Origin of the sequence: Buttiauxella noackiae (assembly GCF_000737905.1) — a bacterium.
Lineage (GTDB): Bacteria > Pseudomonadota > Gammaproteobacteria > Enterobacterales > Enterobacteriaceae > Buttiauxella > Buttiauxella noackiae.
Genome location: NZ_JPRU01000001.1, coordinates 334,436 through 359,336, shown reverse-complemented (window position 1 = coordinate 359,336; position 24,901 = coordinate 334,436). Strand labels below are relative to the sequence as shown.

General features: G+C 48.3%; 28 protein-coding genes. 17 read left to right on the top strand and 11 right to left on the bottom strand.

What is annotated here, in order from left to right; genetic code table 11:
• Positions 1 to 8: 8 nt before the first annotated feature.
• From rsxG to gstA, 5 genes are all read left to right on the top strand, one after another.
• A complete protein-coding gene (rsxG, locus tag IX31_RS01590) occupies positions 9 to 635 on the top strand; it encodes an electron transport complex subunit RsxG (protein ID WP_034455391.1) in 627 nt (208 codons plus the stop codon).
• Complete coding sequence (locus IX31_RS01585; RefSeq protein WP_034455390.1) at positions 632 to 1,321, top strand: electron transport complex subunit E; 690 nt, start codon at positions 632 to 634, stop codon at positions 1,319 to 1,321. Before rsxG ends, IX31_RS01585 begins: the two co-directional genes overlap by 4 nt.
• Positions 1,318 to 1,953 (top strand): endonuclease III, encoded by a 636-nt coding sequence (nth, locus tag IX31_RS01580; protein ID WP_034455389.1) that lies wholly within the window; start codon positions 1,318 to 1,320, stop codon positions 1,951 to 1,953. The genes IX31_RS01585 and nth overlap by 4 nt, the downstream gene beginning before the upstream one ends.
• Before the next feature lie 615 nt (positions 1,954 to 2,568).
• On the top strand, positions 2,569 to 4,077 hold the full coding sequence (dtpA, locus tag IX31_RS01575) for a dipeptide/tripeptide permease DtpA (protein ID WP_034457046.1): 1,509 nt from the start codon (positions 2,569 to 2,571) through the stop codon (positions 4,075 to 4,077).
• Between the two features lie 111 nt (positions 4,078 to 4,188).
• Positions 4,189 to 4,791, top strand: coding sequence for a glutathione transferase GstA (gstA, locus tag IX31_RS01570; RefSeq protein ID WP_034455388.1), 603 nt, complete (start codon positions 4,189 to 4,191; stop codon positions 4,789 to 4,791).
• Positions 4,792 to 4,853: 62 nt separating this feature from the next.
• Here gstA and pdxY read toward each other — a convergent pair whose 3' ends face one another.
• The 5 genes from pdxY to anmK form a co-directional block, all read right to left on the bottom strand.
• On the bottom strand, positions 4,854 to 5,714 hold the full coding sequence (gene pdxY / locus IX31_RS01565; RefSeq protein WP_034455387.1) for a pyridoxal kinase PdxY: 861 nt from the start codon (positions 5,712 to 5,714) through the stop codon (positions 4,854 to 4,856).
• A gap of 99 nt (positions 5,715 to 5,813) precedes the next feature.
• Complete coding sequence (gene tyrS / locus IX31_RS01560; RefSeq protein ID WP_034455386.1) at positions 5,814 to 7,088, bottom strand: tyrosine--tRNA ligase; 1,275 nt, start codon at positions 7,086 to 7,088, stop codon at positions 5,814 to 5,816.
• 142 nt (positions 7,089 to 7,230) lie between these two features.
• The gene (gene pdxH / locus IX31_RS01555) at positions 7,231 to 7,887 is read right to left on the bottom strand and encodes a pyridoxamine 5'-phosphate oxidase (protein ID WP_034455385.1); all 657 of its coding nucleotides are present in this window, start codon (positions 7,885 to 7,887) and stop codon (positions 7,231 to 7,233) included.
• A 181-nt stretch (positions 7,888 to 8,068) separates the two neighbouring features.
• Positions 8,069 to 8,392, bottom strand: coding sequence for a C-type lysozyme inhibitor (mliC, locus tag IX31_RS01550; RefSeq protein WP_051880466.1), 324 nt, complete (start codon positions 8,390 to 8,392; stop codon positions 8,069 to 8,071).
• Positions 8,393 to 8,555: 163 nt separating this feature from the next.
• Entirely contained in the window at positions 8,556 to 9,677 is a 1,122-nt protein-coding gene (gene anmK / locus IX31_RS01545; protein ID WP_034455383.1) for an anhydro-N-acetylmuramic acid kinase, read from the bottom strand.
• Between the two features lie 282 nt (positions 9,678 to 9,959).
• On the opposite strand from anmK, the gene slyB reads away from it, so the two are divergent.
• Positions 9,960 to 10,427, top strand: a complete 468-nt coding sequence (gene slyB / locus IX31_RS01540; protein ID WP_034455382.1) for an outer membrane lipoprotein SlyB — start codon at positions 9,960 to 9,962, stop codon at positions 10,425 to 10,427.
• Between the two features lie 104 nt (positions 10,428 to 10,531).
• Here the strand turns inward: slyB and slyA are convergent, their stop codons facing one another.
• Positions 10,532 to 10,972, bottom strand: coding sequence for a transcriptional regulator SlyA (gene slyA / locus IX31_RS01535; RefSeq protein ID WP_034455381.1), 441 nt, complete (start codon positions 10,970 to 10,972; stop codon positions 10,532 to 10,534).
• A gap of 174 nt (positions 10,973 to 11,146) precedes the next feature.
• Here slyA and IX31_RS01530 point away from each other — a divergent pair, with 174 nt between their 5' ends.
• The 3 genes from IX31_RS01530 to IX31_RS01520 are packed head-to-tail and all read left to right on the top strand — an operon-like array spanning position 11,147 to position 14,274.
• Complete coding sequence (locus IX31_RS01530; protein ID WP_034455380.1) at positions 11,147 to 11,383, top strand: DUF1656 domain-containing protein; 237 nt, start codon at positions 11,147 to 11,149, stop codon at positions 11,381 to 11,383.
• A gap of 3 nt (positions 11,384 to 11,386) precedes the next feature.
• Entirely contained in the window at positions 11,387 to 12,244 is an 858-nt protein-coding gene (locus IX31_RS01525) for an efflux RND transporter periplasmic adaptor subunit (RefSeq protein ID WP_034455379.1), read from the top strand.
• A gap of 8 nt (positions 12,245 to 12,252) precedes the next feature.
• Positions 12,253 to 14,274, top strand: coding sequence for an FUSC family protein (locus IX31_RS01520; RefSeq protein WP_034455378.1), 2,022 nt, complete (start codon positions 12,253 to 12,255; stop codon positions 14,272 to 14,274).
• 2 nt (positions 14,275 to 14,276) lie between these two features.
• Here IX31_RS01520 and sodC read toward each other — a convergent pair whose 3' ends face one another.
• The 3 genes from sodC to IX31_RS01505 all read right to left on the bottom strand — a co-directional run bounded on the left by sodC (position 14,277) and on the right by IX31_RS01505 (position 16,073).
• A complete protein-coding gene (gene sodC, locus IX31_RS01515; protein WP_034455377.1) occupies positions 14,277 to 14,798 on the bottom strand; it encodes a superoxide dismutase [Cu-Zn] SodC in 522 nt (173 codons plus the stop codon).
• A gap of 81 nt (positions 14,799 to 14,879) precedes the next feature.
• Positions 14,880 to 15,776, bottom strand: a complete 897-nt coding sequence (locus IX31_RS01510; RefSeq protein WP_034455376.1) for an aldo/keto reductase — start codon at positions 15,774 to 15,776, stop codon at positions 14,880 to 14,882.
• A 57-nt stretch (positions 15,777 to 15,833) separates the two neighbouring features.
• Complete coding sequence (locus IX31_RS01505; RefSeq protein WP_034455375.1) at positions 15,834 to 16,073, bottom strand: DUF1289 domain-containing protein; 240 nt, start codon at positions 16,071 to 16,073, stop codon at positions 15,834 to 15,836.
• A 184-nt stretch (positions 16,074 to 16,257) separates the two neighbouring features.
• Here IX31_RS01505 and eptA point away from each other — a divergent pair, with 184 nt between their 5' ends.
• The 5 genes from eptA to rnt all read left to right on the top strand — a co-directional run bounded on the left by eptA (position 16,258) and on the right by rnt (position 21,004).
• A complete protein-coding gene (gene eptA, locus IX31_RS01500; RefSeq protein ID WP_034455374.1) occupies positions 16,258 to 17,886 on the top strand; it encodes a phosphoethanolamine transferase EptA in 1,629 nt (542 codons plus the stop codon).
• Positions 17,887 to 17,957: 71 nt separating this feature from the next.
• Positions 17,958 to 18,557, top strand: coding sequence for a TetR/AcrR family transcriptional regulator (locus IX31_RS01495; protein ID WP_034455373.1), 600 nt, complete (start codon positions 17,958 to 17,960; stop codon positions 18,555 to 18,557).
• Between the two features lie 51 nt (positions 18,558 to 18,608).
• On the top strand, positions 18,609 to 19,706 hold the full coding sequence (gene nemA, locus IX31_RS01490) for an alkene reductase (RefSeq protein ID WP_034455372.1): 1,098 nt from the start codon (positions 18,609 to 18,611) through the stop codon (positions 19,704 to 19,706).
• Positions 19,707 to 19,844: 138 nt separating this feature from the next.
• Positions 19,845 to 20,252: a lactoylglutathione lyase gene (gloA, locus tag IX31_RS01485; protein ID WP_034455371.1), complete on the top strand. Its 408-nt coding sequence runs from the start codon at positions 19,845 to 19,847 to the stop codon at positions 20,250 to 20,252.
• A gap of 92 nt (positions 20,253 to 20,344) precedes the next feature.
• A complete protein-coding gene (rnt, locus tag IX31_RS01480) occupies positions 20,345 to 21,004 on the top strand; it encodes a ribonuclease T (protein ID WP_034455370.1) in 660 nt (219 codons plus the stop codon).
• A 59-nt stretch (positions 21,005 to 21,063) separates the two neighbouring features.
• Here the strand turns inward: rnt and grxD are convergent, their stop codons facing one another.
• Entirely contained in the window at positions 21,064 to 21,408 is a 345-nt protein-coding gene (grxD, locus tag IX31_RS01475; protein ID WP_034455369.1) for a monothiol glutaredoxin 4, read from the bottom strand.
• A gap of 362 nt (positions 21,409 to 21,770) precedes the next feature.
• On the opposite strand from grxD, the gene IX31_RS01470 reads away from it, so the two are divergent.
• The gene (locus IX31_RS01470; RefSeq protein WP_034455368.1) at positions 21,771 to 22,619 is read left to right on the top strand and encodes a C40 family peptidase; all 849 of its coding nucleotides are present in this window, start codon (positions 21,771 to 21,773) and stop codon (positions 22,617 to 22,619) included.
• Positions 22,620 to 22,817: 198 nt separating this feature from the next.
• Positions 22,818 to 23,399: a superoxide dismutase [Fe] gene (gene sodB / locus IX31_RS01465; RefSeq protein WP_034455367.1), complete on the top strand. Its 582-nt coding sequence runs from the start codon at positions 22,818 to 22,820 to the stop codon at positions 23,397 to 23,399.
• 52 nt (positions 23,400 to 23,451) lie between these two features.
• Here sodB and cydH read toward each other — a convergent pair whose 3' ends face one another.
• Positions 23,452 to 23,541: a cytochrome bd-I oxidase subunit CydH gene (gene cydH / locus IX31_RS23100; protein ID WP_034455366.1), complete on the bottom strand. Its 90-nt coding sequence runs from the start codon at positions 23,539 to 23,541 to the stop codon at positions 23,452 to 23,454.
• 295 nt (positions 23,542 to 23,836) lie between these two features.
• On the opposite strand from cydH, the gene purR reads away from it, so the two are divergent.
• Positions 23,837 to 24,862 (top strand): HTH-type transcriptional repressor PurR, encoded by a 1,026-nt coding sequence (purR, locus tag IX31_RS01455; protein WP_034455364.1) that lies wholly within the window; start codon positions 23,837 to 23,839, stop codon positions 24,860 to 24,862.
• Positions 24,863 to 24,901: the final 39 nt, after the last annotated feature.

The window sequence follows — 24,901 nt, the reverse complement described above, 5'->3', positions numbered from 1 at the left end:
GAGCCGTCATGCTAAAAACGATGCAAAAACATGGCGTTACTTTGGCTCTGTTTGCGATATTGGCAACCGGGCTCACTGCGGTCGTCAACGCCTTAACGAAAGACACTATCGAACAACAGGCCGCTGCACAGCAGAAGCTTTTGTTTGATCAGGTGATATCATCCGATAGCTACGACAATAACATTCAGGGCAGTTGTGTTGTCGTCAATGATTCCCCTTTAGGTAAAGGCGAACGCCATATTTATGTGGCACGTAAAAGTGAACAACCCATTGCGGTCGTCATGGAAACTACCGCCCCTGATGGCTATTCTGGCGCCATTCAATTGCTGGTCGCGGCTGATTTTAACGGCAAAGTATTAGGTTCACGTGTCACAGAACACCATGAAACACCCGGCCTGGGCGATAAAATCGAAACCCGCCTGAGCGATTGGATCACGCATTTTGCCGGCAAAACCATTCAGGGCAATGATGATTCAAGCTGGGCGGTAAAAAAGGATGGTGGCCAGTTTGATCAGTTTACCGGCGCGACCATTACCCCGCGCGCAGTTGTCAATGCGATAAAACGAGCGGGATTATTCGCCAAAACGCTGCCTTCTCAAGTTGATAATCTTCCTGCCTGTGGAGCTCAACCATGAGCGAAGTAAAAAATATTCTCGTTCAGGGATTATGGAAAAATAACTCGGCACTGGTGCAGCTATTAGGCCTTTGCCCACTGTTGGCTGTAACCTCTACTGCCACCAACGCCCTTGGACTTGGTCTTGCGACTACGCTGGTGCTGGTATTGACCAACAGTGCCGTATCCGCCCTGCGCCGTTGGGTTCCGACAGAAATTCGTATTCCAATTTATGTAATGATCATCGCCTCGGTTGTCAGTACCGTACAGATGCTGATAAATGCCTACGCTTACGGTCTGTATCAGTCGTTGGGGATTTTCATTCCATTGATTGTTACCAACTGCATCGTTATTGGTCGAGCCGAAGCGTTTGCTGCAAAAAGCAGTGTGCCACTCGCTGCTTTGGATGGTTTAGCCATTGGTATGGGTGCTACCAGTGCAATGTTTGTTTTAGGTTCGTTGCGTGAAATTATTGGCAATGGGACGTTGTTCGACGGTGCTGATGCGCTGCTGGGTAGTTGGGCAAAAATCCTGCGCATTGAGGTTTTCCACACTGATACCCCTTTCCTGCTGGCAATGTTGCCACCTGGCGCGTTTATCGGCCTGGGCTTAATGCTGGCAGTGAAGTATCTTATTGATGAAAAGATGAAAACGCGTCGCGCAGCGCAAGTTGCTGCAATGGAAGGAAATCCTGAGAAAGCGTCATGAATAAGAGCAAACGGTTAGAGATCCTCACGCGCTTGCGTGACAACAATCCTCACCCTACCACTGAGTTACAATTCAATTCCCCATTCGAATTGCTGATAGCCGTGTTGCTATCAGCTCAGGCGACCGATGTCAGCGTCAATAAGGCAACGGCGAAGCTCTATCCTGTGGCTAATACACCGCAGGCGATGTTGGAGCTGGGTGTTGATGGTATTAAGTCATACATCAGAACCATTGGCCTTTTTAACAGCAAGGCTGAGAACATCATCAAGACATGCCGGATGTTGATTGAGCTACATAACGCAGAAGTGCCCGAAGACAGGGCCGCACTCGAAGCTCTGCCGGGCGTTGGTCGCAAAACAGCGAACGTTGTGCTTAACACTGCTTTTGGCTGGCCCACTATTGCTGTAGATACTCATATCTTCCGCGTCTGCAACCGCACCAATTTTGCACCCGGCAAAAATGTTGAGCAGGTTGAGGAAAAACTGCTCAAGGTGGTTCCGGCAGAATTTAAAGTCGACTGTCACCACTGGCTGATTTTGCATGGCCGTTACACTTGTATCGCCCGCAAACCGCGCTGTGGCTCGTGCATCATTGAAGATCTATGTGAATTCAAAGAGAAAGTAGAACTTTAATCCTCCGGCCTGCTGCTTTTGTGGTAGGCCATCTTGTTATCCTCTACTCCCCCATACAGCTAACACCTCCAGCTCTAATGATTTATGCTATAAATCCCGGCCGCTTCGTTTACATCCTGTGGCGAATAATCACCTCAACAGGTTAATCGTTTTTTTACGATAAGAATTTTCCATAACTATGTGACATAGATCACACTGATAACTCAGTGTTAAATTTAAGTCATCAGAATGAAACAAATAACCTCGCATTCCTCAGTGATTAACTCACTTAAGCAGTACAATAGGCTGCACAAATCTTTACACCCCGCCCATATCACTACACATTCAGCCATAAAGCAGAATATACAACTAAAATGCGTTTTTTTTAGCGTTACCAAAGAGAATAAATCGGTAAAGCGCATTTTGATAAAATTTAACGCTGAATAACAATTTGCTTTTTGAAGCTTTATTCCGCCGGAGTTATATGTAACAGAGTATTACAAACCCCTTGCCTGGAACCGCAGGATAGTGAACATTACCCGCCGTTTCCCCTTTCTTATAACTAAAAAAGCGAATGCCACTGGCATGACGCTTAGAAAATTCCTGTTAAATTGGGATGTAAAAAAAGAGGTATATGTGTCGACTGCAAACAAGAAACCAGCAGAAAGCATTAGTCTGAATGCTTTCAAACAACCTAAATCGTTCTATCTGATTTTCTCTATCGAATTGTGGGAGCGTTTTGGCTACTACGGTCTGCAAGGTATTATGGCCGTTTACCTGGTCAAAATGCTGGGTATGTCCGAAGCTGACTCCATCACCCTGTTCTCTTCCTTCAGCGCACTGGTCTACGGAATGGTCGCTATCGGTGGTTGGTTAGGCGATAAAGTTCTCGGCACCAAGCGTGTCATTGTGCTCGGTACTATCGTACTGGCTATCGGTTACGCGCTGGTAGCTTACTCCGGTCACGATGTGGCTGTGGTGTACATGGGTATGGCAACTATCGCTGTAGGTAACGGTCTGTTTAAGGCTAACCCATCCTCCCTGCTTTCTACTTGCTATGAAAAAGATGATCCGCGTTTGGACGGTGCATTTACTATGTACTACATGTCCATCAACATCGGTTCATTCTTCTCCATGCTTGCCACTCCATGGCTTGCAGCGAAGTATGGCTGGAGCGTTGCGTTCTCCCTGAGCTTCGTGGGTATGCTGATCACTCTCGTGAACTTCATGTTCTGTAAGAAGTGGGTCAAAAACCACGGTTCAAAACCTGACTTCCAGCCTGTGCATTTTGGCAAACTGGCAACGACCATCGTTGGCGTTCTGGTACTGATTACTGCGGCAACCTGGCTGCTGCACAACCAGGGCATCGCACGTATGGTTCTGGGCGTAGTTGCTCTGGGCATCGTGGTTATCTTTGCTAAAGAAGCTTTCGCAATGCAGGGTGCTGCTCGTCGTAAGATGATTGTTGCATTCATTCTGATGGTTGAAGCAATTGTGTTCTTCGTGCTGTATAGCCAAATGCCAACCTCTCTGAACTTCTTTGCTATTCGTAACGTTGAACACTCCATTCTGGGTGTGATGTTCGAACCTGAGCAGTTCCAGGCACTGAACCCATTCTGGATCATGATTGGTAGCCCGATTCTGGCTGCAATCTACAACAAAATGGGCGACCGTATGCCTATGCCGCACAAATTTGCGTTCGGTATGATCCTGTGTTCCCTGGCCTTCCTGGTGCTGCCACTGGGTGCGAAATTCGCATCTGATGCCGGTATCGTCTCTGTAAGCTGGTTGATTCTGAGCTATGCGCTGCAGAGTATCGGTGAACTGATGATTTCCGGTCTGGGTCTGGCAATGGTTGCACAGCTGGTTCCACAGCGCCTGATGGGCTTCATCATGGGTAGCTGGTTCCTGACTACCGCTGGTGCTGCAATCATTGCAGGTAAAGTTGCAAACCTGATGGCTGTTCCAGAAAACGTAACCGACCCACTGCAATCACTGGCTGTATATGGTCACGTGTTCATGCAGATTGGTATTGCTACCGCTGTTATCGCGGTTCTGATGATGCTCACTGCGCCTAAGCTGAACCGTATGGCACAGCAGACTGATGAAAAAGCTGAGACCGCTAAGGAAACAGCTACCGCGTAATGTAGCGGGGAACATGTTATTTTCAGCCGTTAGCTTTTATCGCTAACGGCTTTTTTTTTGCCCATATGCGCACTAACATAGGGTATCTTAGCGCCCCATAGGAGTTCAGTAATGAAACTGTATTATAAAGCTGGTGCCTGTTCCCTCTCCCCACACATTATCCTGCGCGAAACCGGTGTTGATTTCTCCCTGGTGAAAGTCGATTTAGCCGCAAAGAAAACCGAAGCTGGTGATGATTACCTTGAAATTAATGCTAAGGGGCAAGTCCCTGCACTGCTGCTGGACGATGGCTCGTTGCTGACAGAAGGCGTGGCAATTGTGCAATACCTGGCAGATAAAGTGCCTGACCGCCAGTTACTTGCCCCTTCAGGGAGCATGACGCGCTACCACACGCTGGAATGGTTGAACTACATCGCCACCGAACTGCACAAAGGTTTCTCTCCGCTGTTCAACCCGGCTACGCCAGAAGAGTACAAAACGATTGCTCGTGCAGCACTCGAGAAGAAATTCCAGTACGTGAACGAAGAGCTTAACGATAAGCAGTGGCTGATGGGTCTGCGCTTTAGTGTGGCAGATGCGTATCTGTTTACTGTGTTGCGCTGGGCGCACGCCGTGAAACTGAATCTCGCGGGTCTGAGCAACATTGATGCGTTTATGGTGCGAATGAAAGCACGCCCGGCTGTTGCGGCGGCGTTGACGGCAGAAGGGATTTAAGCGGTTTTGTTGTTGGTATTTATTGCCAGTGAAAGATGCCCTCATTCCGAGGGCATTTTGCTTTAGAGTTTTACGGCTGTAAAATAGTGCTCTGGTTTCGCAATACCTTCTTGCGCCGCAACCAGTTGCAGTTCGTACTCGTCCATTTTCTTCGTCACGACCATAATGTCGTACACAGCAGCAGTGACATGCTCCAGGGCCTCACGAAGCGTTGCACCCTGCAACAATTTCACCAACAGCAGACCACTGGTCACATCACCAACACCGACGGGCTGACGATCGCCAAAATCCACCAGCGGACGGTGAATATGCCAGGCTTCGTCTGCAGTCACCAACAACATCTCAAAGCGATCCTGCTGATATGCCGCACGCGCAAGATGTTTCACCAACACAATTTCCGGACCTATTGCGATAAGTTCTCTCGCAGTCGAAACGGCTTCATCAACGGAATTAACCGCATGACCGCTCAGGATCTCAAGTTCAATCAGGTTTGGGGCAATAATATCACTGGCTGGCAACGCGTAACGCGTGTGGAATTCGGCAACACCAGGGGCGACGATGCAGCCTTTTTCAGGATGGCCCATTACCGGGTCGCAGAAATACTTCGCCTGCGGATTGGCCTCTTTCGTTTTACGAACAATAGAAAGAATATGTTCGCCCTGCTCGGCAGAGCCAAGGTAACCACTGAGCACCGCGTCGCAACGTTTAAGCTGCCCGATGTCTGCAATTCCTTCAACAATGTCGCTTAGGTGGCTGGCAGGCATCACGCTACCAGTCCATTTTCCGTATTGGGTATGGTTGGAGAACTGAACGGTGTTCAGTGACCATACATTCGCGCCAAGACGGCGCATCGGGAATTCGGCGGCACTATTGCCTGCGTGACCGAAGACCACGTGGGACTGGATGGCAAGGATGTTTTTCATATATCTACTCGGATGGAACGATATTGGTTCTGGTTGTGTGTAAACAAATCGGGCAAACATAAAGGGCGTGGTTTCCCACGCCCTTCTGATCTTTCTTAATTACTTCCAGCAAACGAGGCAGTAATTTTTCTTACCCCGGCGCAGTAAGGTGTAGCGATTAAACAGAATATCGCTATCAGCAAATGTATATTCCGGGTCGGACTGCTTCTCACCATTGATGGTGATAGCATTTTGCGCGATGGTTTTACGCGCCTGGCCACGAGATGGTTGCAGTTCCGAATCAACCAGAGCTTGTTGCAAATCAGCACCACGCTCCATTTCAACCATCGGTACACCATCCTGAGCCAGTTGCTCAAGGTCAGCTTCAGTCAAATCACTCAGGTTGCCGTTAAACAGGCTGCTGGTAATACGCTTGGCCGCTTCCAGACCTTCTTCGCCGTGAACCAGACGAGTGACCTGTTCAGCCAGCACATATTGCGCACGTGGAGCCGTACCGCTGTTTTTGTCTTCTTCTTCCAGCGCGTCAATCTCTTCAAGGCTCATGAAGGTGAAGAATTTCAGGAAGCGATACACATCAGAGTCAGCGGTGTTGATCCAGAACTGGTAGAACTTGTAAGGGCTGGTTTTTTTCGGATCAAGCCACACTGCGCCGCCTTCGGTTTTACCGAATTTGGTGCCATCAGATTTAGTAATCAACGGAACAGTCAGACCAAACGCTTGTTGCTGATGCAGACGGCGAGTTAAGTCGATACCGGAGGTGATGTTACCCCACTGGTCAGAACCGCCAATTTGCAGCACTACACCGTGCAGTTTGTTCAGACATGCAAAGTCATAACCTTGCAGCAGGTTGTAGGAAAACTCGGTAAAGGAGATACCCACATCGTCACGGTTCAGACGCTGCTTCACGGCTTCTTTGTTAATCATCTGGTTAACAGAGAAGTGTTTACCGATATCACGAAGGAAGGTCAGCACGTTCATGCCGCCAAACCAGTCGTAGTTGTTAGCCGCAATGGCCGAGTTTTCGCCGCAATCGAAATCGAGGAACGGTGCAACCTGGCGGCGGATTTTTTCCACCCACTCATGCACGGTATCTTCAGTGTTGAGTTTACGCTCAACCGCTTTAAAACTTGGGTCGCCAATCAGGCCTGTCGCACCACCCACCAGCGCAACCGGTTTGTGGCCTGCTTCCTGGAAGCGTTTCAGGCACAGCAGTGGAACCAGATGGCCCAAATGCAAGCTGTCAGCGGTAGGATCGAAGCCGCAATACAGCGCAATTGGCCCTTGCGCCAGTCGCTGTGCTAACGCTTCCTCATCCGTTACCTGGGCGACTAAGCCCCGCTCTTGCAATTGTTTTATCAAATTGATGCTCGCCATCAAATTCTCCATCTATATACGACTGCACCTTTACCGGTACACGGCTTTTCGCCTTGTGGCGAAAGAAGTTAATTTCTTAGGGGACATAGAATAAAGCGCCAATAGAAGGAGTACCAGCGCTTAGAACAACAAATTCCGTCTGTTATGGGGCCAGACGGTCTATTTTCCAGGCATCGCCTTCACGCTGGTATAAAAAACGATCGTGCAGACGGTGTTCACCGCCCTGCCAGAATTCCATTTGGTCAATTGTTACGCGATAGCCACCCCAGAAACTCGGCAGCGGAATTTCGCCTTGCTGGAATTTCTGTTTCAACTCTAAAAATTTACTTTCCAGAATACCGCGCGCAGAAATACGGCTGGATTGTTTTGAAACCCAGGCACCAATCTGGCTATCACGCGGGCGACTGTGGAAATATTTCATCACTTCGAGAGTTGATAAACGCTCCGCCGTTCCTTGCACCATCACCTGGCGGTCGAGCATATGCCACGGGAAGTGCAAGCTGATACGCGGGTTATTTTCCAGATGATGGGCTTTGCGTGATCCGAGGTTGGTATAGAATACCAGACCACGCTCGTCGAAGTGTTTTAGCAAAACGATTCGTTGATAAGGCTGCCCGCTTTCATCAACGGTTGCCACCACCATGGCGGTAGGATCAGCAAGTTTTGCTTCACATGCCTGGGCAAGCCAGCGCTCAAACAATGGCAAAGGTTGTTCGGTAAGATCCGTGCGGCGTAAACCACCTTTGGTGTATTCACGGCGCAAATGTGCGATTTGTTGCAAAGAGTCGTTATCAGACATGGCGTTACGTCAGGGTATGATTAGGTGGAGGCTATTGTGCGCTCCACCCTGAGAAATCTCTACTCAAAATAATTCAAGTTGCAGGTGGGGGTAAACGAACGAAGCCCCTGGAGCTTACTTAAGCGAGTGACCAGATTAAGAGAATGCAGCCACCCCCCTGCGACTTTAAGTATGAAGAGTATCAACGTTTGGGATTTTGTAACTGGCAATTATCCAACACGACTGTGTCTTTACGATACACCGTTGCGGTATCGCCTTTTGACCAGAATACGTAAACACCATCGGTATAGCGCGCACCTGATGCGGACAAACCTTGTGTTAACGACAAATACTCGTTGTCATAAACAAAGTTCACCATCTGCTTTTGGTTATTTAATTTAACGGTAAGCGGTTTTTCATCACACTGATATTGCAGAGTGTCCGTCTGCATCTTTTCAACAAAAGTGTTGTAGTAGCTACATCCTGAAAGCATGAAGGGAATGGCGGCAATAAGTAGTTTTTTCATCTGCATGTCCTGAAGTTCTTTTTTTTATAGCGGGGGATAGTAGCGTCCCCCATTAGCTTCAGTTTAGAGATTTAGTGCGGTAGTGAATTTCAGTTAACTCTGATTATGCTCATTCTGGTTCAAGTTACTTCTTTAATGAGCAACACTCACCTGCTCGCACTATTCAAGGTAAACACAGCGGGTTAGCAGGAAAAATTGCACCAATCACGCTTGCTGCAGACGCCCCGGTCACCGAAGGCAAGTTTCCTGGCAAACCTGACATTGTACGATAAGCAAGCCAGGCGAATGCCAGCGCCTCCATATCGTCACCGCTAATTCCCGCCTCATCAGTGGTCGTGACTTCGATACCCGGCAGCAACCCACTCAAACGAGCCATCAGCAATGGATTACGGCTTCCACCACCGCATACCATTAGCCGCTCACAACCGCCGCTCAGCAATACTTGTTCTGAAATAGTGACGGCAGTCAGCTCCGTCAGCGTTGCCTGGACATCTTCTCCAGCAAGCCCCGGGAATGCGGCTAACTGGCGCTCAAGCCAACTATAATTGAAATATTCACGGCCAGTGCTCTTTGGCGCAGGCATGGCGAAGTATGGATCGCTTAGCATCTGCTGCAATAGTGGAATAATGACTTTACCGCTGCTCGCCCATTGAGCGTCTTTATCGTACGCTTTGCCGCGTTGACGCCAGATCCACGCATCAATCAGCATGTTTCCTGGGCCAGTATCAAACCCTCGAACTGGCTGTTCAGGGAAAAGCAGAGAGAGATTAGCGATCCCGCCAATATTTAACACCATGCGATGTTCCGTGGGATGCGCCAGCAAAGCATGATGAAATGCAGGCACCAGCGGAGCGCCCTGTCCCCCCAAAGCCATGTCCCGACGACGGAAATCACCAACCACAGTTACGCCTGTTCGCGCAACGATTTGATTGTTATCCCCAATTTGCATGGTATGCGCCGCTTCACCTTGTGGCTCGTGCCAGACGGTTTGCCCGTGGCAACCAATTGCCGTGATATCTGTATAGGTCAGCCCCTGGTTGTTCATCAATGTCTGAACAGCTTCAGCGAATAATTTACCAAGACGATTATCAAGCTGGCCGAGTTGAGAAAGGGTTAATGGCTGCCCCTGGCAAATGGCAAGAATGGCATTTTTTATCTCTAAAGGGATGGGATGGCTGTAACTTGCCTGTTGTGCAACAAGATGTTCATCAATCGCGGCCAGAACGACATCAATCCCGTCCAGGCTGGTGCCTGACATCACACCGATATAGCGCCCTGATTTCATCTGTTACTCCTTACGACTTGCCAAATTGGGGATAAACTCAACCATAAACTAGCATTCTATGCGATGGTTACTTAATAATTTTTAACAAAAATATTCTATGGATAGATATTAATAGCGCCATAGATTTAATTTATGAATGGTTGATACTCGGTTAAGAGAGTCTTTTTTAATATGAATGCCATTAATCGTCTGAACTTATTTTAAATTCAGCACCTAAATACCATATAATTTAGCCATGAAGGATGCTCAGTTGAGCGTTTCACGTGTTCAGGAGAGTCACAAATGATTTCACGTATACTGGTAGTCTCGTTAGTTGGGTTAACTCTGGCTGGTTGCGCTAACACCAGTTCACTTTCAGGCGACGTATATAGCGCTTCTGATGCTAAACAAGTACAAAGCGTGACTTATGGTACTTTGGTATCTGCTCGCCCGGTTCAGATCCAGGCCGATAACGATTCAAATGTGATGGGCGCAATTGGTGGCGCTGTGCTGGGTGGTTTCCTGGGTAACACAGTGGGTGGTGGTACAGGTCGTTCACTGGCTACCGCTGCGGGTGCAGTGGCAGGTGGTGTAGCGGGTCAGAGTGTTCAGGGTGCGATGAACAAAACTCAGGGTGTGGAACTGGAAATTCGTAAGGACGATGGCAACACCATTCTGGTCGTTCAGAAACAAGGTGATACCAAGTTTACTGTAGGTCAACGTGTAAGACTTGCCAGCAACGGCAGCCAGGTTACCGTCTCACCAAATTAATTATGAAGGGTGACTTGTTTACAGGTCACCCCTCTTCGCTTCTTTGCTAGCCAAATAATCAAAACAGAAAACCTCATCGAATGATGAGGCTTGCAACAAACAGCTTATTCTTTCGTCTGCAAATCAACGATATTTTTTTCCAGCCGATTTATCAAATTAAGCAACAGCGTCTGTTCTTCAGCGTTGATACCTAACAAAATTTCCTCGCGCGTTTTCTTGATAACCGTCTCCATCTCATTGATGATAGGCTCAGCACGCTCAGTGAGCTTGATGCGTTTTGCCCTACGATCATTCGCGCAGGTTTGACGAGAAATCAGCCCTTTTTCTTCGAGTTGATCAAGCGTTCTGACCAGTGATGGTTGTTCTATGCCGATCGCTTTGGCCAACTGAATCTGCGACTGCTCGGGCGGCAACTGATGAATATTATGCAGCGTAACCCAATGTGTCTGTGTCAATTCCAGAGGTTTCAGGCGATGGTCAATCAGAGCACGCCAAATGCGCACCAACCGTGCCAGATCTGATCCTAATGGCGATTCCAATTTCATCTCCTTATAATTAGCTTGCTAACTTATTATACTGATTTTAAACTATTGTGCAGGCTTTACTTGAAAAAACAAAATCCTTATTTTTGCTGATGTTATGCAAATAGCTATACTTTTAGTTTACATCTAAGTCTGGAGAAACGGCAGTTTTCCCAGCATTTTAAAGGATTATCTGACGTGAGCTTCAATTTTTTAACATCAGGCCTACCTCTACAGGACTTAGTGTTTGGCGCTTCTATCTATTTCCCCCCTCTTTTTAAAGCGGTTATCGTGGGCTTTTTTATCTGGCTCATTTTGCATCATCTGTTACGTGACTGGATGTATTCCGGCGAGATCTGGCATCCAACATTAATGGATTTGTCATTATTCTCGCTGTCAGTTAGTGCAGCCCTTGTCATTCTGGTGGTGTGGTAAAGCATGAATATGAAAACAATAAAGTACTTTTCCACACTAGTGATTTTCGCGGCAGCCATCATTGTTGGCTGGCTGTTATGGAATTATTACATGCAATCCCCCTGGACGCGAGACGGGAAAGTCCGGGCGGAGCAAGTCAGCATCACGCCGCAAGTGTCCGGAACGATAACTCAGCTAAATATTGAAGATAACCAATTCGTCAAAGCGGGTACCATTCTGTTCACCATTGACTCAACGCCCTACCACATTGCGCAACTCAATGCTGAAGCGCAATTAGCTCAGTCTCAGTCAGAATTATCAAAAGCCAGCAATGAAGCAAATCGCCGTAAAAACCTGCCGCACAACTACATTTCCGCCGAGGATATGGACACGGCAAATATTAATGTCAAAGCCGCGCAAGCTGCCGTAAAAGCCGCTGAAGCTACCGTCGAACAAGCGAAATGGCAGATTTCTCAAACCACAGTTACCGCACCTGTTGATGGCTGGGTAACCAATCTTTCAACGCGTACTGGTAATTATGCAACCTCTGGACAGCCCGTGTTTGCGCTGGTCGACAGCCATTCTTTCTATGTGGTGGGGTATTTTGAAGAAACCAAACTGCGCCATATTCAACCCGGTGATCTAGCCGAAATTGTTCTCTATAGCGGGCATATACCGTTATCAGGAAAAGTGCAAAGTATTGGCCGCGCTATTTATGACCAAAGTGTTGAAAGCGACAGCGATTTGGTGGCAGATATTAAACCCAATGTACCCTGGGTGCGCCTTGCTCAGCGCGTGCCGGTGCGCATTCAGCTAAACCAGATCCCGCAAGGTATTACGCTGGTTTCTGGCACCACCTGCACTGTTTCAATTAAACACTGATCCTGGCGATGAAACTCTCGTCACTGGCATGGAAAAACACGCCCTGGGGGAAAGCAAACGCCGGGCAATGGCGTTATGCCTTGCGTAATGCCATTGCGATGTGCCTCGCATTAACCATCGCTTACTATCTGAATTTAGATGAACCTTATTGGGCTATGACCTCCGCGGCGGTTGTCAGTTTCCCCACCGTCGGCGGCGTGGTAAGTAAAAGTCTGGGACGAGTCGCCGGTAGCCTGATTGGCGCGATGGCCTCATTAATTATTGCGGGTAATACACTCAACGATCCTTGGTTATTTACCTTTGCAATGGCGTCCTGGCTCGCACTGTGCACCTGGAGTTCCAGCCATTTCCAGAACAACGTAGCCTATGCTTTTATGCTGGCGGGCTACACCGCTGCGATCATCGCTTTCCCGATGGTCAATACCGTTGAAACAACCCAGCTTTGGGACATTACTCAGGCGCGCGTTTGTGAGGTCATTGTCGGGATTTTATGTGGTGGCTTGATGATGATGGTACTGCCCAGTACCTCAGATGGCACCACCCTTCTTAGTGCGTTGCGAAATATGCATGCCCGGTTGTTAGAGCACGCAACGATGTTGTGGAAGCCAGAAACCACAGATGCAATTCGAACAGCACACGAAGGTGTTATTGGGCAGATTCTAACCATGAATCTATTGAGAATTCAGGCGTTCTGGAGCCATTACCGCTTCCGCCGCCAGAATAATTTGCTCAACTATTTAATACATCAACAATTACGTCTGACCAGCGTCATCTCAAGCCTTCGACGCATGCTAATGAACTGGCCAAATCCCCCGGAAAATCTGTGGCCAGTTCTTGAAGCATTGATTAGTGAGTTGGCACGGGAAGGTACCCATAAATATAGCGTCGCCCGATTGTTGCAACAGATTGCCCCAGGCCCCGAAGCTGATTATCGCCATCAGGCATTCTGGCTACGCTTGCGGTATTTCTGCTGGCTGTATCTGAACAGTAGCCGCTGGTTACGTGAGTTGGAAAATGTCACCCCGGTTTCAGAACTCACTCCCCCCAAAACGCCACCGCTGGCACGTCATACGGATAATACCGAAGCATTGTGGAGCGCGTTACGAACCTTTTGCGTGATAACCGTAACCGGCGCCTGGTGTATCAACACTCAATGGGACGCCGGGAGCGGCGCGTTGTCGTTGGCGGCGATCAGTTGCGTGCTCTATTCGTCGGTCGCCTCACCGCTTAACTCACTTACGCTATTGATGCGCACCCTACTATGGCTGTCTTTATTTAGCTTCCTGGTCAAATTTGGCCTGATGGTACAGATTACCGATCTCTGGCAATTCCTGATTTTCTTGTTGCCCCTACTGGCGACAATGCAACTGCTGAAATTGCAACAACCCAAGTTTGCCGGGCTGTGGGGGCAATTAATTGTTTTCATGGGGTCGTTTATCGCCGTCACTAATCCACCGGTTTATGACTTAGCTGATTTCCTCAATGACAATCTGGCAAAAGTCATTGGTGTAGGTCTTTCCTGGGTTGCTTTCTCTGTTCTTCGCCCAGGTTCCGACACACGTAAAGGTCGCCGTCATATTCGTGCCTTGCGACGCGGTTTTGTTGATCAGTTAAGCCGCAAACCGCAACACTCTGAGAACCAGTTCGAATCGCTGGTGTATCATCACATCAGCCAATTGAGTAACAGTAAAGATGAAGTGGCGCGCCGCTGGTTGCTGCGCTGGGGAGTGGTATTACTCAATTGTTCCCATGTGGTATGGCAATTACGAATATGGGAAACACGCTCCGATCCGCTTTCACAGGTGCGTGATGTGTGTATTCATACCTTGCGGGATGTCATGAGTGAGCGAGGTGTACAACAACGCTCTTTAGCAGCCACGTTACAGGAACTGCAGCGCATGACTGAAACGCTCGCACATCATCACAATCCGGCAGCACGCGAGCTTACGGGAATTATCTGGCGGCTCTACTGCTCACTTTCACAACTGGAACAAGCGCCACCTGCCGGCACTCTGGCAGGTAGCCACTGAGTTTATTGAATTACGCCACAAGCGTAGCGTGCTCCGCCACCGCCAAGTGGTTTAGGTTGATCGGACATATTATCGCCATCAACATGCACCATCAGTGCCTTGCCTTTAACTTCATCAAGCGTTTTCAGGCGCGGTGCAGTAACGGGTGCGGTTGCACTACCGTCATTATCGACCACCAGCACTGGCAAATCCCCCAAATGCCCGACGCCCATCGGCCCCATGTGTTTGCCGGTTTTATCCGGATCAAGGTGTCCACCTGCCGCTTCAGCAGCTGAAGGTTTCCCCTCTTTTAAGCCTGGTTCACAACTGCCTTTGGCATGGACATGAAAACCATGTTCGCCCGGAGGAAGAGTTCGAAGATCGGGCGCAAAAACCAGCCCTTTATCGGTTTCGGTGATTTTCACGGTACCAAGAGAATGGCCAATCCCCTTAGGTGTGACAAGATTCATTTGAACTTCGGTACTCGCAGCCTGAACAGCCGCGCAGCTAAATAGCGTTAAAAAAGCCAGACTTATTCGCTTCATATTACCTCCCGGATTCACGTTCAACCTGTTAAGCATAGGCCAGACAGGTTGAATCCTCCGGGAGATAACTATTTTTGCGGGTTATGGCACGTCGTAACCCAATGCAGCTTTACGGATACGGAACCACTGTTGGCGGCTCATATCCAGGCTTAAGGAGTGAATCGCTGAACGCACGCGTTCAATTTTACCGGAACCGATGATTGGCAGCGGTTTAGACGGCAATCGCATCACCCACGCGTAAACCACCTGTTCGATGGTCTCCGCACCGATTTCATTTGCGACGGCTTGCAGCTCATCACGCAGCGGCTGGAACGCCTCGTCGTTAAACAAGCTACCGCCACCCAGGCAGGACCATGCCATAGGATGAATACGCAACTGTTGGCATTGATCCAGCGTACCGTCGAGAATAGTAGGCTGATGTACCGGAGAGATTTCTACCTGATTGGTCGCAAGCGTGAAAGGCAAACGCGATTGCAACAAAGCAAACTGTGCGGGGGTAAAGTTCGATACGCCAAAGTGACGCACTTTGCCGCTCTGATGCAGCGAAGTGAAGGCTTCTGCAACTTCATCAGCATCCATCAAAGGGTCCGGGCGGTGAATCAGCAGCAGGTCGAGGTAATCAGTTGCCAGGTTCTCGAGTGATTTTTCAGTCTGGCTGATGATGTGTGATTTATCGGTAATATAGTGACCCAGTGCGTGACCTGGGTTTGCCGTAGTCGCAATACCGCATTTGGTGACAATTTCCATTTTGGACCGCAAGTGTGGTGCCAGGCGCATCGCTTCGCCAAATGCAGCTTCACACTGGTAACCGCCGTAAATATCAGCGTGATCGGCGGTAGTAATCCCTAAATCGACATGCTCTTCAATAAAGCTGGCTAGCTGAGGCGCGGACATGTTCCACTCCATCAAACGCCAATACCCCATAACCAGGCGTGAAAATTCTGGGCCCTGCGGGGAAATTGTAATGCGCTGTACCATAAAGCAATCCTCAGTAATAAAACGAATTCTGCGACTGAGTATAGCGGTATCAAAGAATTAAAAAAGTGAGGGTTGTTGCGGTTCTTCGGGGGGATTTGACTTGTTCGCGCGTAATTTGCGCATTAATCGCTGACGACATAACCGCAGCACTTCTTGTTTCTGCCCATCGCTTAATTGCTGCCATTGAAATCGTTCATCACGGCTGCGCATACAGCCACGGCAAAAACCGCGTTCATCTGACTGGCAGATCCCACGACAGGGGCTTTGAATCGGGAAAAATTCTAACTGTTCAGACACCCTCACACCTCTTTTGTAGTATTGCTTCAATTGAAGCCCGACAAATAAAATGTTGCAAGCGGTGCGGTAAATATTCTTAATGCTTGTCCCGTTAACAAAGATATGAATGGATTTTTGAAACTAAGGTTCACCTAATCTTTATTCAATAGTCTGTTGGCATTCTTTATGATCATTTATGGCTGTTATGGAATCCCTGAAAAAGTTACAGTGTAACGATTCTAAGTTTAATATTTGCTGTGCGCTCTTCTTCACATTAATCAATTTCTTGTTCATAAAACGCACCTGGGAAATCATTGCTCCGGTTTCGTTCCATAGCTGGCTTTTCGCAATTTCTGTACCGGTGGTGTTATTCAGCGCCTGGTTGACGATTTTCAGCATAATAAACCTGCCTTGGTTGCGTAAGCCCATGCTGGTAATACTGATAATTGGCTGCGCGGCCAGTAACTATTTTATGAGCACTTACGGTGCCGTCATCGACAAAAATATGATGACGAACGTCTTTGAAACCGACTCCCAGGAAGCCGTAGCACTCATTACTCCGCAATTGCTTATATGGCTCAGCCTTGCGGGCATCGTGCCTGCGCTCATCCTGGCATCAATAAAAATCAAGCCTTCACGTTGGTGGTATACCCTCCTGACTCGACTGGTAGGCGTGTTGGCTGGCCTGTTGATCATTATTCTTGTCGCATCCGTATTTTATAAAGACTACGCCTCACTGTTCCGTAACAACAAAGGTGTCGTGAAAATGGTGACACCTGCCAACTACATTAGCGCGATAAGCCGCTACAGCCACGCCCGTTGGTTTGCCGGCGATCAATCGCTGGTAAAAATTGGCGAAGATGCGAAAAAAGGTCCGTTGATTAGCCAGCAGAAAAAGAAAACCGTTGTTGTCTTTGTTGTGGGGGAAGCCTCACGCGCTGAAAACTACTCACTAAATGGTTACATCCGTGATACCAACCCTGAGATGAAAAAACGCGACGTTATTTATTTCCCTAATGCGTCGTCCTGCGGTACTGAAACGGCGATTTCTGTGCCATGCATGTTCTCCAATATGTCACGCAAAAATTACGATGCATCGCTGGCTCGTCACCAGGAAGGATTACTGGACGTCATGGCTCATGCGGGTATCAATCTGCTGTGGCGTGATAACGATGGCGGCTGTAAAGGGGCTTGTGCCCGTATCCCGCATACCGATATGACACAATGGAATTTAGACGCATTATGTAAAGACAAATCCTGCTGGGATGACGCAATTCTGCATCGCTTTGGTAATGTGCTGGATGGTTTACAGCAAGACTCCGTCATTGTACTGCACCTGATGGGTAGCCATGGTCCGGCCTACTATCGCCGCTACCCGGATAAATTCCGCACGTTCACACCAACGTGTGACAGTAACCAGATTCAGGATTGCGATCGCCAGTCGCTCATCAATACCTATGACAACACCATCTTGTACACTGATGATATCGTTAGCCGCACCATTGATGAATTGAAAGCACATGACGACAAATTTAATACCGCGCTGGTCTATCTTTCTGACCACGGTGAGTCACTGGGTGAAAACGGTATTTACCTGCACGGTACGCCATATATGCTGGCCCCTTCACAGCAAACGCATATTCCATTCCTGTTCTGGCTATCGAAAGATTACCAACAAAATTTTGCCGTCAATGCGGACTGCCTGACGAAGAAAGCGGCTGCCGAGCAAGTTTCTCAGGATAATATTTTCTCAACGCTGCTGGGAATGATGGATATTAAAACATCAGAATATCAATCGGATATGGATATTCTTGCCACGTGCCGTAAAGCCTGAACTTTCAGGTGGCAGGAAATTGTGCCGCCTGAACCTTGCCTTAGACCGACTGGTCTATTACAGTGTTCTCCATGAACAGACATCCTGAACATGACACTCGTGAACATCTCCTTGCTACCGGCGAGCAGCTTTGCCTGCAACGCGGGTTTACTGGCATGGGATTGAGCGAGCTGTTAAGCACAGCTGAAGTACCGAAAGGGTCGTTTTATCATTACTTCCGGTCAAAAGAAGCATTTGGCGTAGCGATGCTTGAGCGTTACTACACTGCCTACAACCTGCGATTACAGCAGCATTTTTCTCACGATGGCGGCAATTATCGTGAAAAATTGCTGGCCTGGTATCAGGAAACGGTGACATGGTTTTGCCAGCACGGCAGTTTGATCAGTTGTTTAACGGTAAAGCTTTCCGCTGAAGTGTGCGACCTTTCAGAAGATATGCGTGCGGCCCTGAACAAAGGTGCAGCACAAATTGTCTCCCAGATTGCAGATGCACTGGAAAAAGGTGATGCCGAATCAAGCCTGAAATTAACTGGCTCAGCGTTAAGCCAGGCCCAGGTCATTTATGCTCTTTGGCTGGGAGCGAGTCTTCAGGCGAAAATATCACGTAGCGCGGTACCGCTAGAATGCGCCCTCGCCCACGTAACCCAATTATTAGCGGAGCCTGTCTCCTGACAGGCTTTTTATTTAATTCAATACTAGACGACCGGTCTACTTGAGGTTTTTATGTCAGCAGATAAATTATTTACTCCACTGAAAGTCGGCGCGATTACCACGCCTAACCGTATCTTTATGGCACCATTAACCCGCCTGCGTAGCATTGTACCTGGCGACATTCCAACGCCATTGATGGGTGAATATTACCGTCAGCGCGCCAGCTCTGGGCTTATCATCAGCGAAGCAACGCAAATTTCCGCACAGGCTAAAGGCTACGAAGGCGCACCTGGTCTGCACAGCGACGAACAAATTGCTGCATGGAAAAAAATCACCGCTGGCGTTCACGCAGCCGACGGCCGAATCGCAGTACAACTGTGGCATACAGGTCGTATCTCTCACACCAGTCTTCAACCAGGTCACCAGGCTCCGGTTGCGCCATCTGCAATTTCTGCCGGTACGCGCACTTCATTACGTGATGAAAACGGCCATGCCATTCGTGTCGATACATCCATGCCACGTGCTCTTGAGCTTAATGAAATCCCGGGCATTGTGAATGACTTCCGCCAGGCTGTAGGTAATGCACGCGATGCAGGCTTTGATATGGTCGAATTACACTCTGCGCACGGTTACCTGCTGCACCAGTTCCTGTCACCAACATCCAACCATCGTACCGATGAATACGGTGGCAGCCGCGAGAACCGCGCACGACTGGTCCTGGAAGTGGTTGATGCCGTGAGTAAAGAGTGGAGTGCCGATCGCATTGGTATCCGTGTCTCACCAATCGGTTCTTTCCAGAATGTCGATAACGGCCCGGACGAAGAAGCCGATGCTCTATATCTGATTGAAGAATTGAACAAACGTGGCATTGCCTATCTGCACATGTCTGAACCAGATTGGGCTGGCGGTCAACCTTATACCGAAGAGTTCCGTCAGAAAGTACGTGAACGCTTTAACGGTGTAATCATCGGTGCAGGTGCTTATACTCCAGAAAAAGCCGAAGCATTAATTGAAAAAGGTCTAATCGACGCCGTAGCCTTTGGCCGTGACTATATTGCTAATCCGGATTTGGTTGAACGCCTGCATCACAATGCAGAACTCAACGCGCAGCGCCCTGAAACCTTCTATGGTGGTGGCGCAGAAGGTTATACCGATTACCCGACTTTATAGTCCCCTTTCATTGATAGCGGCGCTAGTTCGCCGCTATACTTACCTTACATTTAAAAATTAACCCTTTAATTTTGCCCAAATAATTCGGGTTGTAGGTAGGTTGTACAACTTGAAGAATAAAGAGGAAAAGAGGATTTTATGCGCTTACTTCACACCATGCTGCGTGTCGGCGATCTGCAACGCTCCATCGAATTTTACACTAACGTGCTGGGCATGACGCTGCTGCGTACCAGTGAAAATCCGGAATACAAATACTCTCTGGCTTTCGTTGGCTACGGCCCGGAAACCGAAGAGGCTGTTATTGAACTGACCTATAACTGGGGTACAGACAGCTACGATTTAGGCAATGCTTATGGCCACATCGCGCTGAGCGTTGATGACGCAGCTGAAGCCTGCGAACGTATTCGCCAAAACGGTGGCAATGTCACTCGCGAAGCTGGCCCGGTAAAAGGCGGTTCCACCGTTATCGCTTTTGTTGAAGATCCAGACGGCTACAAAATTGAGCTGATCGAAAGCAAAGACGCTGGTAAAGGCTTGGGTAATTAATATTCTGTACGGGTGCTATCTGCACCCGTTAGCTTCCCTTGTTAAAATTTGCCATAATGCGCGCTGCTTTTTCCCCGTATTAAGAGATCCTGATGTCTGACAACACGCAACTGCATAGCCTGTGCGACCGTTTTCGTGGTTTTTATCCGGTAGTCATTGACGTTGAAACCGCCGGGTTTAACGCTAAAACCGATGCTTTACTTGAAGTCGCAGCCATCACTTTAAAGATGGATCAAGACGGCTGGTTATCGATTGACGAAACCCTGCATTTCCATGTTGAACCTTTTGAGGGTGCAATTCTTCAGCCTGAAGCGCTGGCCTTTAATGGTATCGACCCGCATAACCCGTTGCGTGGTGCAGTGAGTGAATATGACGCGCTGCACGCAATTTTTAAAATGGTGCGCAAAGGCATTAAAGACACCGGCTGTAACCGCGCGATCATGGTCGCCCATAATGCGACATTCGATCACAGCTTTATGATGGCAGCGGCAGAACGTGCTTCTTTAAAACGTAACCCGTTCCATCCATTTGTGACCTTTGACACTGCCGCACTGAGCGGGTTGGTGCTGGGCCAGACGGTACTCGCCAAAGCGTGTATCGCCGCAGGTATGCCATTTGACAGCAGCCAGGCGCACTCAGCTCTATATGATACTGAGCAAACAGCCATGCTATTTTGCGAAATCGTCAACCGCTGGAAACGACTCGGTGGTTGGCCTCTACCCTTACCGGTTGAGCCAGAATCTGAAGCATAAAAAAAGCGACCTTAACGGGTCGCTTTTTACTTCTGGCTAGATCTGATTCGGGTTGCAAATTACTCTGCGTCTGGCTCTTCAGATTTGTACTTAGCTGCAGTCTCTTTAATCAGAGATTGCAATTCACCACGCTGATACATCTCAATGATGATATCGCAACCGCCAACCAGCTCACCATCAACCCACAGCTGCGGGAAGGTAGGCCAGTTAGCGTATTTTGGCAGCTCAGCACGGATGTCTGGGTTCTGTAAAATATCAACGTACGCGAAACGCTCACCACAAGCGGATAGCGCCTGCACAGCCTGGGCGGAGAAGCCACAGCTAGGCAGTTTCGGAGAACCTTTCATATAAAGAAGAATTGGGTTCTCAGTAATCTGTTGTTGGATTTTTTCAATAGTGCTCATTGCATGCTTCCTCAAACCAAGTCCTGGCATTAGCCTGCCATTGTAGCGATTGACGCCCCCTCCAGAAAACACCATTTTTTACAGGGTTTTTCTGTCGTACGCGATGGAGGGACAACATGCATTAAGAATAACACTTTTCCTGCCACTGAAAATCAGCAAATAATCCTAAGCCTGATCAATAAATAGCCTTACAACCATTAGTTTGGTTATTTTTTTTGCGTCCGGTAACGAAACAGCAAGACGAATAGTAAAAGGTTATTAACTTTATCGTACTTAATAGATTAGAATCGGCGGGTTTCGCAAAATCATACACGGGCATGATGGTTTTTCTCATGCATTCATTTTAACCAGGGGATTGTCGAGTGGCGCGGATAACAAAAATTTCTATCACGCTCTGTGCTCTGCTATTTACCTTGCCGTATACACCATTGACGCAGGCGTCTGAGCACGCTCGTCCCGTGGTGGCGTCCAAAGCGCACGTTGTGAAAAATACAACGAAGAGCACAGAAAAGAGCAGTAAGAGTAAAACCACCACCGCCAGCAAAAAAAGCACCACCTCAGCTAAAACGGCCAGCAAGAAAAAAGAAACAACTGCCGCAAAAAGTAAAACCGCCAAAAATGCCAGCAGCGCTAAAACAAAGAATCTTGCAAAAAACTCCCGCAATAAAACTTCTAAGCTCGCAAAAGCCCAGCCTGTTACTTTCACCGAAAAATGCAGCAAGCCGCGTAAAGGCCATAAAGCGCATTGTGTAAAAGTGAAATCAGAACAGCCAACGACGATTGCAGCGGCGCATAAAGTCCGTGTGCAAAAAGCACAAAAAACGGCAATGAACAAATTGATGGGCCAGATCGGTAAGCCGTATCGTTGGGGTGGCACCTCACCAGTTACCGGTTTCGATTGCAGTGGTCTGGTTTACTACGCATACAAAGACTTAGTGAAGTTCCGTATTCCTCGTACCGCTAATGAGATGTATCACCTGCGTGATGCCTCATCTGTAGATCGTGGAGAGCTGGAAACGGGTGATTTGGTGTTCTTCCGTACTCAGGGTCGTGGTACTGCTGATCACGTTGGTGTATACGTCGGCAATGGTAAATTCATTCAGTCACCACGTACCGGTCAGGACATCCAGATCACCTCTTTGAGCGAAGATTACTGGCAACGTCACTATGTCGGCGCAAAACGCGTTATGACACCTAAAACCATTCGTTAAATCTGCTACCTGCCCTTCCCTGGGCAGGTAAGTTCCCTCTTTTGCTTATCCTTTCAATTTGTTACCCTAAACCCGCACTAAAAGTGTTTATTTAACAATAGATACCCAAAGTAATTCGAGTTGCATCGCAGCGGCAAGAGAATGAATAAAGCCAACAAAGATGTAGCTCGAAGTATCACGGGTAATAAGGAGTCAGCAATGTCGTTCGAACTACCTGCACTACCATATGCAAAAGATGCTTTAGCACCGCATATCTCCGCCGAAACTCTGGAATACCATTACGGTAAACACCATCAAACTTATGTCACTAACCTGAACAATCTGGTTAAGGGCACCGCGTTTGAAGGTAAAACTCTCGAAGAGATCGTTCGGACTTCCGAAGGTGGCGTGTTTAACAACGCAGCTCAGGTCTGGAACCATACCTTCTACTGGAATTGCCTGGCACCAAATGCTGGCGGTGAACCAACTGGAGAGCTTCTGGAAGCCATTAATAAGTCATTTGGTAGCTTTGCTGAGTTTAAACAGCAATTCACTGATGCGGCTATCAAAAACTTTGGCGCTGGCTGGACCTGGCTTGTCAAACAAGAAGATGGTGCTTTGGCGATCGTCTCTACCTCAAACGCGGGTACACCACTGACAACAGCAGCAACGCCGTTATTGACTGTGGATGTGTGGGAACATGCGTACTACATCGACTACCGCAATGCTCGTGCTGGTTACCTTGAGCATTTCTGGGCGTTGGTGAACTGGGAGTTTGTTGCGAAGAACCTGGCAGCATAAAACCTAAAAGATATGGGCCGCGATTGCGGCCCATTTTAATCAGAGCGATGTATCAATGCAGTACGGCGGTTAGCGCGCCACACACAATCAGTGCCAAAACAACAACCGTGGTCATGATTGAAAATTTCAGATCGGTACTCATTAGCAAACTCCTTTTATTACCTTACAATCGGTGTGTCGGATTGATTTTCCCACAATCAGACATAAAAATCCCCCTCGTTTTAACCTGATATCGCTTTTCCCTCTTTCACTTTTCTCCAGGATAGGCCAAAATCCCACGCTAATTTATTGCGTACCATCTATTCAACGCCCTCCTTCCGTTTTATGTCGCAATCCCGGCATACCTGCAACCTTAACGTTGCCTCAGGAGTTAGCGTACGCAATCGTTTAACACATTGGTTATCAGGGGTTTACGATATGGCCCGGAGTGAAATTTAATGGCGACAATCAAGGACGTAGCGAAGCTCGCAAACGTTTCCACTACAACCGTATCACATGTGATCAACAAAACCCGTTTTGTGGCGGAAGAGACACGTAATGCGGTATGGGCTGCGATTAAACAATTGCACTATTCACCTAGCGCCGTCGCGCGTAGCTTGAAAGTTAATCACACCAAAACGATTGGTTTGCTAGCCACTTCCAGCGAAGCACCCTATTTTGCCGAGATAATTGAAGCTGTCGAAAATAGCTGCTTTGAAAAAGGCTATACCCTGATTCTGGGTAATGCGCATAACAACTTCGAAAAACAGCGCGCCTATTTGTCCATGATGGCGCAAAAACGCGTTGATGGCCTATTGGTGATGTGTTCTGAATACCCGGAATCATTACTGACTATGCTTGAAGAATATCGTCACATCCCAATGGTTGTGATGGACTGGGGTGAAGCCCGCGCAGATTTTACCGACTCCGTTGTCGATAATGCTTTCCACGGTGGCTACCTGGCAGGACGTTATTTGATTGAGCGTGGCCACCGTGAGATTGGTGCAATTCCCGGTCAAATGGAACGTAATACCGGTGGTGGCCGCCATGCAGGGTTTATGAAGGCACTTGAAGAAGCGGGTATCTCTATTCCTGACAACTGGATTGTTCAAGGTGACTTTGAACCTGAGTCAGGCTACCGCGCCATGCAGCAGATAATCGGTCAGTCTCATCGCCCAACTGCAGTATTCTGCGGCGGTGACATTATGGCGATGGGCGCAATTTGTGCTGCTGATGAGATGGGTTTACGCGTGCCGCAGGATATTTCCATTATCGGTTACGACAACGTGCGTAACGCGCGTTATTTCTCACCGGCATTGACCACTATTCACCAGCCGAAGGATTCGTTGGGTGAAACAGCATTCAATATGCTGCTGGATAGAATCGTCAATAAACGCGAAGAGTCGCAGTCGATTGAAGTCCATCCACGTCTGATTGAACGCCGTTCAGTGGCAGATGGTCCATTCCGCGATTATCGTCGCTAAGTTAAGTCGGATGACGCTATGCTTATCCGACCTATGAAA